Source organism: Acidovorax sp. JHL-3 (assembly GCF_000526295.1).
GTDB lineage: Bacteria > Pseudomonadota > Gammaproteobacteria > Burkholderiales > Burkholderiaceae_C > Acidovorax > Acidovorax defluvii.
On record NZ_JAFU01000001.1, the window covers coordinates 2,972,540 to 2,987,700 of the forward strand.

17 protein-coding genes are annotated in these 15,161 nt (G+C 64.8%); 9 read left to right on the plus strand and 8 right to left on the minus strand.

Annotated features, from left to right (window positions below; genetic code table 11):
- Positions 1-56: 56 nt before the first annotated feature.
- Positions 57-770, minus strand: coding sequence for an SIMPL domain-containing protein (locus K226_RS0113810; protein WP_024815379.1), 714 nt, complete (start codon positions 768-770; stop codon positions 57-59).
- Positions 771-987: 217 nt separating this feature from the next.
- On the opposite strand from K226_RS0113810, the gene ompR reads away from it, so the two are divergent.
- Positions 988-1,719 carry a two-component system response regulator OmpR gene (gene ompR, locus K226_RS0113815; RefSeq protein WP_024815380.1) on the plus strand — a complete coding sequence of 244 codons (732 nt, stop codon included), beginning with the start codon at positions 988-990 and terminating at the stop codon, positions 1,717-1,719.
- 7 nt (positions 1,720-1,726) lie between these two features.
- Positions 1,727-3,250: a sensor histidine kinase gene (locus K226_RS0113820; RefSeq protein ID WP_024815381.1), complete on the plus strand. Its 1,524-nt coding sequence runs from the start codon at positions 1,727-1,729 to the stop codon at positions 3,248-3,250.
- A 121-nt stretch (positions 3,251-3,371) separates the two neighbouring features.
- Here the strand turns inward: K226_RS0113820 and ispF are convergent, their stop codons facing one another.
- Both ispF and K226_RS0113830 read right to left on the minus strand, forming a co-directional pair.
- The gene (gene ispF, locus K226_RS0113825) at positions 3,372-3,851 is read right to left on the minus strand and encodes a 2-C-methyl-D-erythritol 2,4-cyclodiphosphate synthase (protein WP_024815382.1); all 480 of its coding nucleotides are present in this window, start codon (positions 3,849-3,851) and stop codon (positions 3,372-3,374) included.
- A 25-nt stretch (positions 3,852-3,876) separates the two neighbouring features.
- Positions 3,877-4,722: a 2-C-methyl-D-erythritol 4-phosphate cytidylyltransferase gene (locus tag K226_RS0113830; RefSeq protein ID WP_024815383.1), complete on the minus strand. Its 846-nt coding sequence runs from the start codon at positions 4,720-4,722 to the stop codon at positions 3,877-3,879.
- 96 nt (positions 4,723-4,818) lie between these two features.
- Between K226_RS0113830 and mfd the strand changes: the two genes are divergently transcribed.
- The 4 genes from mfd (at position 4,819) to serB (ending at position 10,022) form a co-directional block, all read left to right on the plus strand.
- The gene (gene mfd, locus K226_RS0113835) at positions 4,819-8,292 is read left to right on the plus strand and encodes a transcription-repair coupling factor (RefSeq protein WP_024815384.1); all 3,474 of its coding nucleotides are present in this window, start codon (positions 4,819-4,821) and stop codon (positions 8,290-8,292) included.
- Positions 8,293-8,295: 3 nt separating this feature from the next.
- Positions 8,296-8,952 (plus strand): hypothetical protein, encoded by a 657-nt coding sequence (locus K226_RS0113840; protein ID WP_024815385.1) that lies wholly within the window; start codon positions 8,296-8,298, stop codon positions 8,950-8,952.
- A 96-nt stretch (positions 8,953-9,048) separates the two neighbouring features.
- Positions 9,049-9,222 carry a DUF3149 domain-containing protein gene (locus K226_RS19560; protein ID WP_081739383.1) on the plus strand — a complete coding sequence of 58 codons (174 nt, stop codon included), beginning with the start codon at positions 9,049-9,051 and terminating at the stop codon, positions 9,220-9,222.
- Between the two features lie 83 nt (positions 9,223-9,305).
- Positions 9,306-10,022 carry a phosphoserine phosphatase SerB gene (serB, locus tag K226_RS0113850; protein ID WP_024815386.1) on the plus strand — a complete coding sequence of 239 codons (717 nt, stop codon included), beginning with the start codon at positions 9,306-9,308 and terminating at the stop codon, positions 10,020-10,022.
- A 29-nt stretch (positions 10,023-10,051) separates the two neighbouring features.
- Here the strand turns inward: serB and K226_RS0113855 are convergent, their stop codons facing one another.
- Positions 10,052-10,540, minus strand: a complete 489-nt coding sequence (locus K226_RS0113855) for an Rrf2 family transcriptional regulator (RefSeq protein WP_024815387.1) — start codon at positions 10,538-10,540, stop codon at positions 10,052-10,054.
- A 91-nt stretch (positions 10,541-10,631) separates the two neighbouring features.
- On the opposite strand from K226_RS0113855, the gene ytfE reads away from it, so the two are divergent.
- Both ytfE and K226_RS0113865 read left to right on the plus strand, forming a co-directional pair.
- A complete protein-coding gene (gene ytfE, locus K226_RS0113860) occupies positions 10,632-11,375 on the plus strand; it encodes an iron-sulfur cluster repair protein YtfE (protein ID WP_024815388.1) in 744 nt (247 codons plus the stop codon).
- The gene (locus K226_RS0113865) at positions 11,366-11,839 is read left to right on the plus strand and encodes a group III truncated hemoglobin (protein WP_024815389.1); all 474 of its coding nucleotides are present in this window, start codon (positions 11,366-11,368) and stop codon (positions 11,837-11,839) included. Before ytfE ends, K226_RS0113865 begins: the two co-directional genes overlap by 10 nt.
- Positions 11,840-11,992: 153 nt before the next feature.
- Here K226_RS0113865 and K226_RS0113870 read toward each other — a convergent pair whose 3' ends face one another.
- On the minus strand, positions 11,993-12,607 hold the full coding sequence (locus K226_RS0113870; RefSeq protein ID WP_024815390.1) for a DUF1566 domain-containing protein: 615 nt from the start codon (positions 12,605-12,607) through the stop codon (positions 11,993-11,995).
- Between the two features lie 175 nt (positions 12,608-12,782).
- A complete protein-coding gene (locus K226_RS0113875) occupies positions 12,783-13,418 on the minus strand; it encodes a LysE/ArgO family amino acid transporter (RefSeq protein WP_024815391.1) in 636 nt (211 codons plus the stop codon).
- Positions 13,419-13,488: 70 nt separating this feature from the next.
- On the opposite strand from K226_RS0113875, the gene K226_RS0113880 reads away from it, so the two are divergent.
- The gene (locus tag K226_RS0113880; protein WP_024815392.1) at positions 13,489-14,400 is read left to right on the plus strand and encodes an HTH-type transcriptional regulator ArgP; all 912 of its coding nucleotides are present in this window, start codon (positions 13,489-13,491) and stop codon (positions 14,398-14,400) included.
- A gap of 143 nt (positions 14,401-14,543) precedes the next feature.
- On the opposite strand, the gene K226_RS0113885 is transcribed toward K226_RS0113880, so the two are convergent.
- Both K226_RS0113885 and K226_RS0113890 read right to left on the minus strand, forming a co-directional pair.
- A complete protein-coding gene (locus K226_RS0113885; RefSeq protein ID WP_024815393.1) occupies positions 14,544-14,786 on the minus strand; it encodes a DUF3820 family protein in 243 nt (80 codons plus the stop codon).
- Positions 14,787-14,788: 2 nt separating this feature from the next.
- Entirely contained in the window at positions 14,789-15,157 is a 369-nt protein-coding gene (locus K226_RS0113890) for a translation initiation factor Sui1 (RefSeq protein ID WP_202899889.1), read from the minus strand.
- Positions 15,158-15,161 lie beyond the last annotated feature (4 nt).

Genomic DNA, 15,161 nt, shown 5'->3' on the forward strand with positions numbered 1-15,161 from the left:
AGGGCTAGAGGCCATTTTAACGTTAAATACACCCCTGGCCCATCTTTCGGCCAGCGTCAGCGCATCTGCACCGAGCCCGAGACGTTGACAACCACCTGCGCCTTGCCCGCTTCCACCGGCACCGGCGCGTCCGAATACGCTGCCGATTTGGCCTCCATGGCCATTGCGCGCGGGCGGGGGCCGGGAGACATCTCGTTGCTGTTCACAGACACCTCGCGCAGGCTGTAGTTGGCAAAGCCAAACCCGCGACTCAAATCGGCGGCGCGCGCCTTGAACTGTTCGATGGCCAGGGTCTGGGCCTCGCCCTCCACCTTGGCGCGGGCCTCGCGTGACAAGGCAAACCCCACCTGGCTGATGGCCATTGTCTGGATTTTTCCTGCCGTGGCTGTGATGCGGGCAAAGTCTCGGCCCTCCAGCACCAGCTCGGCCCGGCCCTGCCAGCCATTGATCTTGCCGTCCTTGCCGTAGCGCGGGTACAGCCCGAAGGGGCCCGTACGCACGTCCATTTGCCCAGGCTGCGCATTGCGCTTGGCCTCCGCCAGTGCAGCATCCAGCGCCTGCTTGAGCTGTGCCTGCGTGGAAGCCGCGTCTGCGCCCTCTTTGCTCGTGGACAGCGCCAGCACCAGCAAATCCTGCTGCACCTCTACCGTTCCAGAGGCTGAGAGTTGCATCACATTGCGTGGTTCAGCGGTTTGGGAATTTTGAGAAAAAGCAGCCCCAGCGCACACCATAAAAGCGCTGGCAGCTATCAAACGAATAGCATTTTTCATGTCAAAAAGTCCTTGCGATCAACGCACTGCACCACACCGGTGCTGCACAGGCTTCGACAGTAACCGCTGCAGATGCCGGCCTTCATGAACCGTGCGTGAGCGGCCTGCACACCGGGGCAAAACTTGTAACAGTTGGTCAAACACCGGGCAGAAACCCGAACTTCCGGGCTGAAGCTGGTCAGAATTGGCTCTGTTACAAATTGGACCTGCAATCACCATGGCTACAACAACCAACCGTACCGACAAGATTCTGGTGGTGGATGACGATGCACGCATCCGCGATCTGCTGCGCCGCTACCTGACCCAGGAAGGCTTTGAAGTCATGGTCGCCGAAGACGGCAAGGCGCTCAACCGCCTGCTGCTGCGCGAAACGGTGGACCTCATCGTGCTTGACCTGATGATGCCCGGCGAAGACGGTCTGTCCATTTGCCGCCGCCTGCGTGCCGCCAACGACCGCACGCCCATCATCATGCTCACCGCCAAGGGCGAAGACGTGGACCGCATCGTGGGCCTGGAAGTGGGCGCCGATGACTATCTGGGCAAGCCCTTCAACCCCCGCGAACTGCTGGCGCGCGTGCATGCCGTGCTGCGCCGCCGCCCTGCGCAAGAGGCGCCCGGCGCCCCCTCGGGCGACAACGAAGTGGTCACCTTCGGCCCCTTCACGTTTGACCTGGGCACGCGCGCGCTGCAGCGCAATGGCGAAGAGCTGCCGCTGACCACGGGCGAATTCGCCATGCTCAAGGCCCTGGTGCGACACCCGCGCCAACCCCTGTCGCGCGAAAAGCTCGCCCTGCTGGCGCGCGGCCGCGAGTTCGAGCCCTTCGACCGAAGCCTGGATGTGCAGGTGTCGCGCCTGCGCAAGCTGGTAGAAGTGGACGCCGCCGCACCACGCTACATCCAGACGGTGTGGGGCGTAGGCTATGTTTTCGTACCGGACGGAACGAACTGACCATTTCATGCGCAAATCCGAAGGCCGGCCGGCACCCCGACAGCCGGTGACCGCACCGTCCGACGCCACCAGTCCCGCCCCCCTGGAGTCCCTGCGCCGCGCGCGCGAGCAGCGTGCGCGCGTGGGGCTGAACCTGTTCTGGCGCACCTTTTTCCTGCTGGCGCTGCTGCTGGTGGGCAGCATCCTTGCCTGGCTGCAGACGCTGCGCGCCCTGGAGTTTGAGCCGCGCACGTTGCACACGGCCCAGCAGATTGCGTCGCTGGTCAACCTCAGCCGTGCAGCGCTGGTGCACGCGGATGCCATCGCGCGCGTGTCGCTCATCAAAACCATGGCCGACCAGGAAGGGGTGCGCATCCTGCCGCGCGAGCCGGGCGACAAATTCACGTTGCTCGACAGCACTGCACTGGGTAACCGCCTGACCCACGAGCTCACCCAGCGCCTGGGCCCTGACACCATCGTGGCCCAGAACGTGAACGGAGAAAATGGCCTGTGGGTTGGTTTCAACATCAATGGCGACCCCAACTGGTTGCTGATGGACCGCTCGCGCTTCAGCCCCGCCGGCGGCCGCACCTGGCTGATCTGGCTCATCACGGCAGGCGCCCTTTCGCTGGCCGGCGCTGCTGCCATTGCCCGGCTGATCAACCGGCCTCTCAAGCAGCTTTCGTATGCCGCCAACCGCGTGCGCGATGGTGATTTCGCCGCCAGCCGCCTCGACGAAGAAGCGGTGACCAGTGAAATCCGCGAAGTGAACATCGGCTTCAACCGCATGGCACAAAAGCTTGCCAAGCTGGAGCAGGACCGCGCCGTCATGCTGGCCGGCATTTCGCACGACCTGCGCACGCCGCTGGCGCGCCTGCGGCTCGAAACCGAAATGAGCGTGGTGGATGAAATCGCACGCGAGCACATGGTGGCCGACATCGTGCAGCTTGACGCCACCATCGACAAGTTTCTTGATTACGCACGCCCCGACCACGTCACGCTCACCCCCGTCAACCTGCACGGCGTAGTGTCGTCCTGCGTTTACGCGGTGCAGGACCACCGCGAGCTGCAGATCACCATGGAGATCCCGGAAGACCTCAACGTGTTGGCGGACGAGGTGGAACTGGCGCGCGTGATTTCCAACCTGCTGGAGAACGCACGCCGCTATGGCAAGACGGTGGACACCGCCGTCACCCACGTGGACATTGCCGCCAAGGGCCGCGAAAACTGGGTATTGATCAAGGTGCGCGACCATGGCACCGGCGTGCCACCCGAGCAGTTATCCAACCTGACCAAGCCCTTCTTTCGCGGCGACTCGGCGCGCACCGCAGCCGCTGGCGCCGGGCTGGGCCTGTCGATCGTGGACAAGACGGTGCAACGCATGGGTGGCATTTTTGCGCTGGCCAATTCCACCAGCGGCGGGCTGGTGGCGCATATCCAGCTGCAGCGGGCCCCCAACCTACCCGAGGGGGAAGACCCCAAGCAACGCCTGCAGCGCCCTGCCATCAAGCGGCAACTCCCGCGCCGCCGGGCTGAGGACCACGCGGACTGACTGCTCTGCAACGCCAGCCAGCGGCACGGGGCCTTCATCGCCTGTGCCGACAAGCCATGATTGCAAGGACAGGGCAATGCAATGGCGCACATTGCCTGGCCCGCAGCCCATGCCGACAGGGTCAGGCCTTGAACAGCAACACCACGGCGCGCGCTTCCATGGCCAGCCCCTGACCTACCGGGCCCAGGCGCTCGGCGGTCTTGGCCTTGACGTTCACTTGCGCTTGCCCCACCCCCGCGGCGGCCGCAATGCACACGCGCATGGCAGGAATATGGGCGGCAAGGCGCGGCGCTTGCGCAACCACGGTGCTGTCGATGTTGCCGATGTCGTAGCCCGCCGCGCGCACCCGGCGCGCCGCCTCTGCCAGCAGCACACCCGAGTCCGCTCCGCGAAATGCCACGTCGGTATCCGGAAAATGGCTACCGATGTCGCCCAGCGCAGCAGCCCCCAGCAAGGCGTCGGTGATCGCATGCAACAACACGTCTGCATCCGAATGGCCCAGCAGGCCCATGGAATGGGCAATCTCCACCCCGCCAATCACCAGCCGGCGCCCGGGCACCAGCGCGTGCACATCCCAGCCTTCGCCAATCCTGAAATTCATCGAGTCACCTTCACCCACGCGGGGTTCAAAAAATGGTCTTTTTGCCAACCGCTGGGGCCACCTGCCCGCGCGCGCCACCAAAACGATCGAGCGTGGCGCCATGCGCGCGCTGCGCCAACACGGCGGCCGCCAGGGCAAAGTCGTCCGGATAGGTCACCTTGAAGTTTTGTGCCCCACCGGGCACCAGCCGCGGGTGCAGGCCCATCGCCTCCATGGCGCTGGCTTCGTCGGTGGCACCCGAACCCACATGCTCGATGGCCGCTTTGAGCGGGCCCATGCGGAACATCTGGGGGGTCTGGGCCAGCCATTTATCGCTGCGGTCCACAGTGGACGCCACGCGCACGCCGCCGGGCCCGTCAATCGATGTTTTGAGCGTGTCGGCCAGCTTGTGGGCCAGCAAACCGCCCACACCATCGTGCTGGCAGGTATCCATCAGCGTATCGATCTGTGCGGACGTCACCAGACAGCGCGCTGCGTCGTGCACCAGTACCCAGTCGTCGGGCTGTGCCCCGCGCTCCTCAAGGGCCCGCAAGCCACCCAGCACGGTATCTGCGCGCGTGGGGCCACCGCATTCCACCGTGAAAAAGGCAGGGTGGGCGTAGGCGTCCAGAAAATGATCGCCCGGCGCCACCGCCACCAGCGTGCCCAGCAAGCGGCTCACCCCGGCAAACGCTGCCAGGGTGTGCATCACCATGGGGTGCCCTGCCACCAGATGGTATTGCTTGGGCAGGGCCGTGTCGGCAGATGCCGCGGCTGGCGTGGCAGCAGGAGGCACGGCACGCAAGCCCATGCCCGCACACGGCACCAGCGCCCAAAAACGCCCCTGGGTGGACAAGGGAGCGAGCGGTGGGTGCAGGAGCGGAGCAGTCATGTGTCGCTCATTCTAAAATCTCCCGCTGCCCACCCATCCAGCCCGTGCGCGTTTTGCGCCCCAGGGGATGCGGCGGGCCCAGACGACACCGTCCGCATGGAACTGCCCAAACTCTCCCCCGGAAAACGTTTCACCCTGCCCCGCCCCCTGGGCAGCGCAGATTCGCTGCTGCTGGCCCGCCTGGCCGAGCGCGACAAGGCCGGTGGCCGCACCACCGCCATCGTCACGGCCGACGCCACCGATGCGCAGCGCCTCATCGACGAGATGGCTTTTTTTGCGCCCGCCCTGCGCTGCGCGCTGTTTCCCGACTGGGAAACCCTGCCCTACGACACCTTCTCGCCGCACCAGGATTTGATCAGCGAGCGGCTGGCCACGCTGTGGCGCATCAGCCAGGGCGAAGCCGACGTGGTGCTGGTGCCCGCCACCACGGCGCTGTACCTGCTGGCTCCACCGTCCTTCCTGGCGGGCTACACCTTCCACTTCAAGGTCAAGCAAAAGCTCGACGAGGCGAAGTTCAAGGCCCAGCTCACGCTGGCGGGCTATAGCCATGTATCGCAGGTGGTGAGCCCGGGCGAGTACGCCGTGCGCGGCGGGCTGATTGATTTGTTCCCCATGGGCTCGCTGGTGCCCTTCCGCGTGGACCTGTTCGACGACGAAATCGACTCCATCCGCACCTTCGACCCCGACAGCCAACGCAGCCTGTACCCCGTGCCCGAGGTGCGCCTCTTGCCAGGCCGCGAGTTCCCCATGGACGACGAGGCGCGCGCCAAGTTCCGCAGCCGCTGGCGCGAAATGCTGGAGGGCGACCCGACCAAGAGCCGCATCTACAAGGACATGGGCGCGGGCGTGGCCACGGCCGGTATCGAGTACTACCTGCCACTGTTCTTTGACGACACGGCCACGGTGTTCGACTACCTGGGAGGCGAAGCCACGGTGGTACTGCATGGCGACCTGGAACCGGCCTTCCAGCGCTTCTGGCAGGACACGAAAGACCGTTTTCGCCTGATCCAGGGCGACCCTGAGCGCCCCGCGCTGCCGCCCGAGTCGCTGTTCCTGTCCGTGGACCAGTTCTACACGCGCGCCAACCTGCACGCGCAACTGTCGCTGCGCCCAGGTGTGCAGGATGTGGATGACAACCCGCACTTTCAGAAGCTGGGTGACCTGTCTGTGGTGCGCGGAGCCGAGGACCCGCTGGCCCGCCTGCACGCACACATCCGCAACACGCAACACCGCGTGCTACTGCTGGCTGAAAGCGATGGCCGGCGAGAGAGTTTGCTCGACTTCTTGCGCGCCAGCGGGGTAAACCCTCCTGCGTTCGATTCGCTGGCCGAGTTCCAGGGCGACGCCACCGAAAAGGTGGGTATCGCCACGGCAGCCCTGAACGCGGGCTTCAGCTGGATCGAGGACGGCATCGACTTCGTGACCGAGACCGAGCTGTTCGCCGCAGGCCCCACCACGCGCCGGCGCAAGAAGCAGGAACAGGTGAGCGACGTCGAGGCGCTGATCAAAGATCTGGCCGAGTTGAACGTGGGCGACCCCGTGGTGCACAGCGCCCACGGCATCGGTCGCTACCGCGGCCTCGTCAACATGGACGTGGGCAACAAGAACCCCGACGGCACGCCCGCCATGCAGGAGTTTTTGCACCTGGAATACGCCGACAAGGCCGTGCTGTATGTGCCCGTGAGCCAGCTGCAGCTAATCAGCCGCTACACCGGCGTGAGCGCCGACGAAGCCCCGCTGCACAAGCTGGGCAGCGGCCAGTGGGAAAAAGCCAAACGCAAGGCCGCCGAGCAGGTGCGCGACAGCGCGGCCGAGTTGCTCAACATCTATGCCCGCCGCGCTGCGCGCGAGGGCCACGCCTTCCGCTACAGCGCGCAGGATTACGAGACTTTTGCCAACGACTTCGGCTTTGAAGAAACCGCTGACCAGAACGCAGCCATCCACGCAGTGATCCAGGACATGATCAGCCCCCGCCCCATGGACCGCCTGGTCTGCGGAGACGTGGGCTTTGGCAAGACCGAGGTCGCCCTGCGTGCCGCCTTTGTGGCCGTCACGGGCGGCAAGCAGGTGGCGTTTCTGGCGCCCACCACGCTGCTGGCCGAGCAGCACTACCAGACGCTGGTAGACCGCTTCAGCAAATGGCCGGTGAAGGTGGCCGAGGTCTCGCGCTTTCGCTCGGGCAAGGAGATCACCGCCGCCATCAAGGGCATTGGCGATGGCACGGTAGACATCGTGGTGGGCACGCACAAGCTGCTCAGCGAATCGACCAAGTTCCACAACCTGGGCCTCTTGATCATCGACGAGGAGCACCGATTCGGTGTGCGCCACAAGGAGGCGATGAAGCAGTTTCGCGCCGAAGTGGACGTGCTTACCCTCACGGCCACGCCCATCCCGCGCACGCTGGGCATGGCGCTCGAAGGCCTGCGCGACCTGTCGGTCATCGCCACCGCGCCGCAGCGGCGCCTGGCCATCAAGACCTTTGTGCGCAGCGAAGGCACGGGCGTGATCCGCGAAGCCGTGCTGCGCGAATTGAAGCGCGGCGGCCAGTGCTACTTTCTGCACAACGAGGTCGAGACGATTGAGAACCGCCGCCAGAAGCTCGAAGAGATATTGCCCGAGGCGCGCATCGCCGTGGCCCACGGACAAATGCCCGAGCGCGAACTCGAACGCGTGATGCGCGACTTTGTGGCCCAGCGCTACAACATCCTGCTGTGCTCGACCATTATCGAGACCGGCATCGACGTGCCTACGGCCAACACCATCATCATGAGCCGCGCCGACAAGTTTGGCCTGGCGCAGCTGCACCAGCTGCGCGGCCGTGTGGGACGCAGCCACCACCAGGCGTATGCGTACCTGATGGTGCCCGACGTCGAAGGCCTGACCAAGCAGGCACAGCAGCGGCTTGATGCGATCCAGGCCATGGAGGAACTGGGCAGCGGCTTTTATCTGGCCATGCACGATTTGGAGATCCGTGGCGCGGGCGAAGTGCTGGGCGAGAACCAGAGCGGCAACATGCTGGAGGTGGGCTTTCAGCTCTACAACGAGATGCTCTCCCAGGCCGTGCGCTGCCTCAAGGCGGGCAAGGAGCCCGACCTGCTCTCGCCCCTGTCCGTCACCACCGACATCAATCTGCACGCCCCGGCCCTTTTGCCCGACGACTACTGCGGCGACGTGCACCTGCGCCTGTCGTTCTACAAAAAGCTCGCCACCGCCAAGACACCCGACCAGATCGACGGTCTGCTCGAAGAAATCGTGGATCGCTTTGGCAAGTTGCCGCCGCAGGCACAAACGCTCATCGATGTGCACCGCCTGCGCGTGCTGAGCCAGCCCTATGGCGTGGTGAAGGTGGATGCTGCGCCCGGCGTCATCACCATCACCTTCAAGCCCCAGCCGCCCGTCGACCCCATGCGCATCATTGAGTTGATCCAGAAGAACAAGCACATCAAGCTGGCCGGCAACGAAAAGCTGCGCATTGAGCGCGAGCTGAAAGACCCCAAAGACCGCGCGCAGATGGTGCGCGACATCTTGCGCAGCCTGGGGCAGCCGCTGGCACAGCCTGTCGCCGCCTGAGCCATGGTGCTGGAAGCTGCGCTGACAGTCATCGCCCTGCTGGTGGCGCTTGGGTTGCGCCCCTGGCGCCTGCTTGGCAGTCGCAAGGCGGCCAACGGGCCCGACCAGGAGCTGTCACCCCTGCTCACACCCTTGCTGGCTACGCTGGTGGTGTTGCCATGGATGTGGGCGCTGCCCACGCTGCATGCCATGCCGCTGCAACTGCAGTGGTCGGGTGCGTGCATGGTGGTGCTGATGCTGGGCTGGCCCCTGGCCATTCCCGTGCTGGTGGTGGTGGGGGTGATCGCCTGCCTGATCTCTCCGGCCATGGGCTGGCCCGAATCGCTGGGAGCTATCGCCTGGCAAGGCGTAATCCCCGCGACCCTGGCGCTGATGGTGGGGGCGCTGGTGCGGCATTTCATCGGCACGAAGCTCTTCGTCTATGTGCTGGGCCGCGCCTTTCTGGGCACGGTGCTGTGCCTCTTTGCCTCAGGCGCCCTGTCGCAATGGAATGGTCATCTGTTGCCTGGCGTGGGCGACGAGCTCTCACTCGTGGCGCGCTGGCTGATGGCCTGGGGTGATGCGTTTGTCACGGGCATGCTCACGGCCGTCTTTGTGGCCTTCAAACCGCAATGGCTGGCCACCTGGTCCGATCCGCTCTATCTTGGGCATTCGAGGTAGGCGGCGGGCAACCGTTGCACCAGCAATTGACGTAAATCAACGCGCTGGACAGCCTGCGGCGCAATAGTAGTAAACCCATTCAAACAGGAGGGTTTCATGAAATTGCTGACCGATCTTTTTTCCACCGATTACGGCCTGATGAGCATCATCGGCATTTTTTTCATGCTGGGCATGATGGTTTTCTTCATTCGCCTGTTTCTGGGCAAGATGGATGAAAGCGCAAGCAACAGCACATCGGGACAAGCCCCTCGGCCACCAGGCTCCCGCTGACGAACGGTGGCCCCTCAGGCGTGGAGCCCAGGCAGGCGGGCTAACATTGCGGCTTTCGTATCCGCAACGCTCCGCAGTTTTCCATGACCCACGCCACCGAATTCGCCCCCGGCCTCGTCGTCCAGGGCATTGAGCCTCCGCTGTCCCTGTCGAGCTACCAACTCATTGCCTTTGACATGGACTCCACCCTCATCAACATTGAGTGTGTAGACGAAATTGCCGATGCCGCCGGCCGCAAGGCCGAAGTGGCAGCCATCACCGAGGCCGCCATGCAGGGCCTCATCACCGACTACAAGGAAAGCCTGCGCCAGCGCGTGGCCCTGCTCAAAGGGGTCACCGTGGGTCACATGGAACAGGTGTTCGCTGAACGCCTGCGCTTCAACCCCGGTGCCAAGGAACTCATCACCGCCGCCAAGGCCGCTGGCCTGACCACCTTGCTGGTTTCGGGTGGCTTCACATTTTTTGCTGACCGTGTGAAGGCCAGCCTGGGTATTGATTTTGCGCGCTCGAACCGGCTGGAAGTTGAAGACGGCCTGCTGACCGGCCGCATGGTGGACCAGCCCTGGGGTGACATCTGCGACGGCGCGGAAAAGCGCCGTACCTTGCTGGAGATGGCTTCGCTGATGGGCATCGATCCCTCGCGGGCGATTGCCGTGGGCGATGGCGCCAACGACCTGCCCATGATGGGTGCAGCCGGCCTGTCAGTGGCCTACCACGCCAAGCCCGCCGTGCGGGCGCAGGCCAACATTGCGATCAACCAAGGCGGGCTGGACCGACTTCTGGAAGTGCTGCGGCCCTGAAGCGCTTGCCCGACGCTTCTTTTGAGGCGTTACGCCACCTTGTCCGGTAGCCCCGGCACAAGGGGCTTAGCGGCCAGGCGGCGCGATGTGGGCATCGCCACCACGCTCTGGGGATCGGCGAGCAGATCGGCCAGCGTCACCTTGTCCAGTACGGCAAAGAAGGCCCGCATGGCCTGACCAAGCACCCCCTTGAGATAGCAATGGCTGCTCAGTCGGCATTGGTTGTGCTCGGGGTCAAAGCACTCGACCAGGTTGAAATCGGTTTCGGTGGCACGCACCACGGCACCGATGTTGATGTCGTTTGCAGGCTTCATCAGGCGCATGCCGCCCCCCCGTCCGCGCGTGGTTTCGAGCAGACCCTGGGCTGACAGCTCCTGCACGATCTTGGTCAGGTGGCTGCGCGAAATGTCATAGCTTTCTGCCACCTCGCTGATGGTGACGGGCTGCAAACGCCCTTCAGTGGCCGCGCAATACATCAGCACGCGCAGCGTGTAGTCGGTCCATTGGGTCAGACGCATTGGATTGCCGCAGGTCAATTAAAAGGAATAGTTGGCATGAATTTTATGTCATAAAATATTCATATCAAATGTATCTTTATAGGAACACCCCATGAACGCCCGCCTGGAAACCGCCGCCGCCGCCCTGAGTGCCGATCAGCAAATCGGCCAGATTGCAGTCCAATTGCCCGGCGCTACCGCCGTCTTCCGCCGTCTGAAACTGGATTTTTGCTGCGGCGGCCAGGTCCCTCTGGCAACCGCCGCTGCTGAGAAAGGCCTGGACGTGAATGCCGTGCTGTCCGAGCTGGCTGCCCTGCAGCGCCCCAGCGCCCTTCCTGGTGTGAGCGAGCCCGGCGCACTGGTGGACCACATCCTCGCGCGCTACCACGACGTGCATCGCGTGCAGTTGCCCGAATTGATTCGCATGGCACACCGCGTAGAAGCCGTGCACCGCGCCAACCCTGATGTGCCTGCCGGTCTGGGTAACCTGCTGGAAGAAATTCAGCAAGAACTGCTGTCGCACATGCAAAAGGAAGAAGCCATTTTGTTCCCCATGCTCAAGTCGGGCGGCAACCCGTTCGTGAACCAGCCCATCGGCATGATGCGGGCCGAACACGTGGACCATGGCGCAGCGCTTGAGCAGCTGAACGCCCTGACCCATGACGCCACGCCACCTGCCGGCGCCTGCAACACCTGGCGCGCCCTGTACGCGGGCATTGCCCAGTTTGGCGACGACCTGATCAACCACATCCACCTCGAAAACAACGTGCTGTTCCCACAGTTCGAAGCCGCCCAGCAGGCCGCACCTGCGGCACGCGGTGGCTGCGGTGGCACATCGGGCTGCGGATGCAGCTGAGCCCCTCTGCGCCCAGCCCGTCGCCCGGTAGTGGCAATGGCGGCGAGTGGCGCACGCCCAGCGTGGAAAGCCTGACCGAGCTCGTGCACGGCTTTTATGCTGCGGTTCGGGCCGACGCCCTGCTGGGCCCCGTGTTCGAGAATGCCCTGCGTGACCGGTGGGAGCCCCATCTGGCGCGCATGGTTGATTTCTGGAGCACGGTGGCACTGGGCAGCAAGCGTTTTCGTGGCAACGTATTTGGCAAGCACATGGCGCTGCAGGGTGTGACGCCAGCGCACTTTGCCGTGTGGGTGCGCCTGTGGGGCGAGCAGACCGAACGGCTTTTCGCGCCCGAGGTGGCGCGCGACCTGCAGATCACCGCCCACGGCATCGCCCGCAACCTGTTTCTCGGATACTTCGGCACGCAGCCTGTGTTTGGCAATGGTGCCGACGTCGAAGGCGCCTCGTCAGCGGCCGGTCACTAGACTCCTGATTTAATAGCGCAATGCGCTTTATCTACATGGGCTAGAAGCGCATTTCATTCAAATTTAACGCTGGATTGTCGGCCCAGGCTGCACGGCCCTCCCCCCGCGCACTGCAGCGCCCTGACCGCGCATCCAGCGGCCTCGGCCATAGGGTTACCGCTCGGCCCCGACAGGTTCTGGCGCCGGAACATGGGGCCGCACCAGCCGCACCAACAGCCGGGTCCCCTTGCCCACGTCGCCGCGGCTCTCTGCGGTTTCCAGGTTTACCGCCCAGCCTTGGCGAAAGGCCATGTCGCCGCCACCGGAGCGGCTGTTCATGACGTTGCCGTAGTTGTACTGGTTGCCCGACCCCGTGCTGACATTGGCAGTGCCCGACCAATGCCAGTCGTGCGGCGCGGCGGGAAACAGCGCCGGGTCAAGCCCCGCCGGGCTGATCGTCTTGTCCACCAGTCGCTTCAGCTCTGGCACGCGCGGCAGCCGCCAGCGCATGCCGTCGGCCTTCCAGCGGGCATTGGCCAAGGCCACGGCTTGCGCATGGTCCAGCCGCTGCGGGGTGCCGGTGCAGGTCTTGCCGTTCCACTGCATGCCCTCCACACAGCGCGGCCACACCAGCCGGGCGCGCAAATCAATGATAGAGGCACCATCCTCTGACGGCACCAGCATGGGCGAGGCGGGCGAGCCGGCCGGGTCTGCCGCCTGGGCGCCTGCAGCAAGCCACATGCCGCCCAGCAACAACCAGGAGGGGCGAACAAATAAAGGCTGTTTCATGGTGCGAGGCTCCCTGGCAAAAAATGGCGGCGGCCCGCCTGATGCCCCCCTTGCAGGAACAAGCCCCCGGGAGGCGGTGCGCCTGAAGTATCCCCGACAAACGCGTCCTTCACCCCCGGCCAACGGGGCTGACCCGCATTGCGGGCACAGCACCCGTCTGCCGCCGTGGCCTGCGTCAGCCCGCAACCCCTTGCCACACCCACCACGCCAGCGCCAGCATCATGCAGCCGGTCACAGCGTCCAGCACCCGCCAGGCGCGGGGATTGGCAAACAGCCCCTGCATCCGCCGCCCGGCCAGCGCCAGCGCGGCAAACCACACCAGGCTGGCCGAAGCCGCCCCCATCACAAACACCCACTTGAGACCACCGTCCTGGCGTGCACCAATCGAGCCCACCAGCACCACGGTGTCCAGATAAACATGGGGATTGAGCAGCGTGATCACCGCCAGGGTGCCAATCACGCTGAGCAAACCACGCGGGGCCGCAACGGGCGTGGTGCCAACGCTGGCATCGGGCGCTGTGAAGGCGCGCCACCAGGCAAAAAGGCCATAGGCCAGCAGAAAAACCGCGCCGCCCACACTCAGGTAATAGGCCAGCGTGGGCGAGTGCCCCAGCAACTGCGCCATGCCGGCCACGCCAACGCCAATCAGCAGCGCATCGCTGGCCACACACCACGCGACGCAGGCGCGCACATGCTGGCCACTCACGGCCTGGCGCAGCACATACAGGTTCTGGGCCCCGATCGATACGATGAGCGACAGGCACACGGTAAACCCGGCAAGCCACGAAGAAGAAACATTGGCAGTCCACATGCCACCGATTCTGGACAGCGGCCGTGATTAAGTAAAATTAATTCACCTGAACCAAAGTTAGCAATTTTTCATGCTGGATTACACCGGACTCCAGGCCCTGGCCGCCGTGGTGCGGGAAGGCAGCTTCGAGCGGGCGGCCCGCAGACTGCACATCACACCCTCGGCAGTGTCGCAGCGCATCAAGCAGCTGGAAGAGCGCACGGGCCAGGTGCTGGTGCTGCGCGGCACCCCCTGCACCGGCACCGACGCCGGGCGGCGGCTGTGCCTGCATGTGGAGCAGGTGGCGCTGCTCGAAAACGAACTGCGCCGCACCAACCCGGGCCTGATGCCCGACGGCCATGCCACGCCCCCCACGCTGAAGCTGGCGGTGAATGCCGATTCGCTGTCCACCTGGTTCATGGACGCCATGGCCGCTTTCACCGCCGGGGGCAACGAACTGCTGGACATCCGTATCGACGACCAGGACCACACGGCCCAGCGCATCAAGGAAGGCGACGTGCTGGCCGCCGTCACGGCCAGCGCGGGCAGCATTGCGGGCTGCAATACCTGGCCGCTGGGGTCGGTGCGCTACGTGGCCGCGTCCAGCCCCGCGTTTGTGGCGCGGCATTTTGCGGACGGGGTCAGCGCCGAAGCCATTGGCCGCGCCCCCATGATGACCTTCGACCGCAAGGACCGCCTGCAGGAGCAATGGATGCAGCAGCAGGGGCTGGCCTCGCGCCACAACCCGCCCAAGCATTTTTTGCCGTCCAACAACGGCTTTGTGCGCGGCTGCGAGGTGGGCATGGGCTGGGGCATGCACCCCACGTCGCTGATCCAGCACCAGCTCGACGCCGGCACCTTGGTGGAGTTGCTGCCCGGCACCGGCATGGACATGCCGCTGTATTGGGTGCACGCCCGCTCGGCCCAGGCAGGCCTGGAGCGGCTGACCCAGTGCGTGATGGTGGCCGCACGCCAGTGGCTGGTGCCGACCAAGCCCACTTGAGCGCATTGAGCCATCAAAAATAATAGCTGCTTGCGCTTACCAGTATTGGGCTGCAGTCCATTTTTACTCAAAATTGCGCCGCCAGAGCCCGCTGACCGGTGTTTTGAGCACGATCCGCCTCGAAGGCTCCTTCGGGGCGTGCCTCAGTCGTCCTGCGCGCGTGGGGGCAGCCCGGCGGCAGAGCGCAGGGGTTCGAGCAGCTGCGAAAGGCCGTTGTGGTCGATCTCGTGCATGAGCGCCAGCAAACGCCCCAGGTCGCTGCGCGGAAAGCCCTCGCGGGCAAACCAGTTGAGGTAGTTGCCGGGCAGATCGGCCAGCACACGGCCCTTGTATTTGCCAAAAGGCATGGACACGGTGACGAGGCGTTGCAGCTGGCTGGGGTCCATCATCAGCCCCCGGCGCGCTTGACCTGGTGGCCGAGCTTTTTCAGCGCCTCCATCACGCGCTCCACATGGTCGCCCTGCACCTCGATCATGCCGTCCTTGACCGTGCCACCGCTGCCGCAGGCGGCCTTGAGCTGCTTGCCCAGCCCAGCCAATGCATCGGCATCCAGCACCACGCCCTTCACCACTGTCACGGCCTTGCCGCCGCGCCCCTTGGTTTCGCGTGAGACGCGCACGATGCCGTCGCCTGTCGGCACGGGCGCCCGCTTGCAAACGCACTGCGCCTGGGGCTGGCGGCAGTCGGGGCACATGCGGCCATGGTCGGTGGAATACACAAGGCCGCCCAGGCCCGCCAGATCACGCAAGGATTTCATGGTG

What these genes read in the sequence shown, in the direction of transcription:
- K226_RS0113810 (WP_024815379.1), bottom strand. Translation starts at nt 770, where the DNA reads ATGAAAAATGCTATTCGTTTGATAGCTGCCAGCGCTTTTATGGTGTGC.
- ompR (WP_024815380.1), top strand. Translation starts at nt 988, where the DNA reads ATGGCTACAACAACCAACCGTACCGACAAGATTCTGGTGGTGGATGAC.
- K226_RS0113820 (WP_024815381.1), top strand. Translation starts at nt 1,727, where the DNA reads ATGCGCAAATCCGAAGGCCGGCCGGCACCCCGACAGCCGGTGACCGCA.
- ispF (WP_024815382.1), bottom strand. Translation starts at nt 3,851, where the DNA reads ATGAATTTCAGGATTGGCGAAGGCTGGGATGTGCACGCGCTGGTGCCC.
- K226_RS0113830 (WP_024815383.1), bottom strand. Translation starts at nt 4,722, where the DNA reads ATGACTGCTCCGCTCCTGCACCCACCGCTCGCTCCCTTGTCCACCCAG.
- mfd (WP_024815384.1), top strand. Translation starts at nt 4,819, where the DNA reads ATGGAACTGCCCAAACTCTCCCCCGGAAAACGTTTCACCCTGCCCCGC.
- K226_RS0113840 (WP_024815385.1), top strand. Translation starts at nt 8,296, where the DNA reads ATGGTGCTGGAAGCTGCGCTGACAGTCATCGCCCTGCTGGTGGCGCTT.
- K226_RS19560 (WP_081739383.1), top strand. Translation starts at nt 9,049, where the DNA reads ATGAAATTGCTGACCGATCTTTTTTCCACCGATTACGGCCTGATGAGC.
- serB (WP_024815386.1), top strand. Translation starts at nt 9,306, where the DNA reads ATGACCCACGCCACCGAATTCGCCCCCGGCCTCGTCGTCCAGGGCATT.
- K226_RS0113855 (WP_024815387.1), bottom strand. Translation starts at nt 10,540, where the DNA reads ATGCGTCTGACCCAATGGACCGACTACACGCTGCGCGTGCTGATGTAT.
- ytfE (WP_024815388.1), top strand. Translation starts at nt 10,632, where the DNA reads ATGAACGCCCGCCTGGAAACCGCCGCCGCCGCCCTGAGTGCCGATCAG.
- K226_RS0113865 (WP_024815389.1), top strand. Translation starts at nt 11,366, where the DNA reads ATGCAGCTGAGCCCCTCTGCGCCCAGCCCGTCGCCCGGTAGTGGCAAT.
- K226_RS0113870 (WP_024815390.1), bottom strand. Translation starts at nt 12,607, where the DNA reads ATGAAACAGCCTTTATTTGTTCGCCCCTCCTGGTTGTTGCTGGGCGGC.
- K226_RS0113875 (WP_024815391.1), bottom strand. Translation starts at nt 13,418, where the DNA reads ATGTGGACTGCCAATGTTTCTTCTTCGTGGCTTGCCGGGTTTACCGTG.
- K226_RS0113880 (WP_024815392.1), top strand. Translation starts at nt 13,489, where the DNA reads ATGCTGGATTACACCGGACTCCAGGCCCTGGCCGCCGTGGTGCGGGAA.
- K226_RS0113885 (WP_024815393.1), bottom strand. Translation starts at nt 14,786, where the DNA reads ATGGACCCCAGCCAGCTGCAACGCCTCGTCACCGTGTCCATGCCTTTT.
- K226_RS0113890 (WP_202899889.1), bottom strand. Translation starts at nt 15,157, where the DNA reads ATGAAATCCTTGCGTGATCTGGCGGGCCTGGGCGGCCTTGTGTATTCC.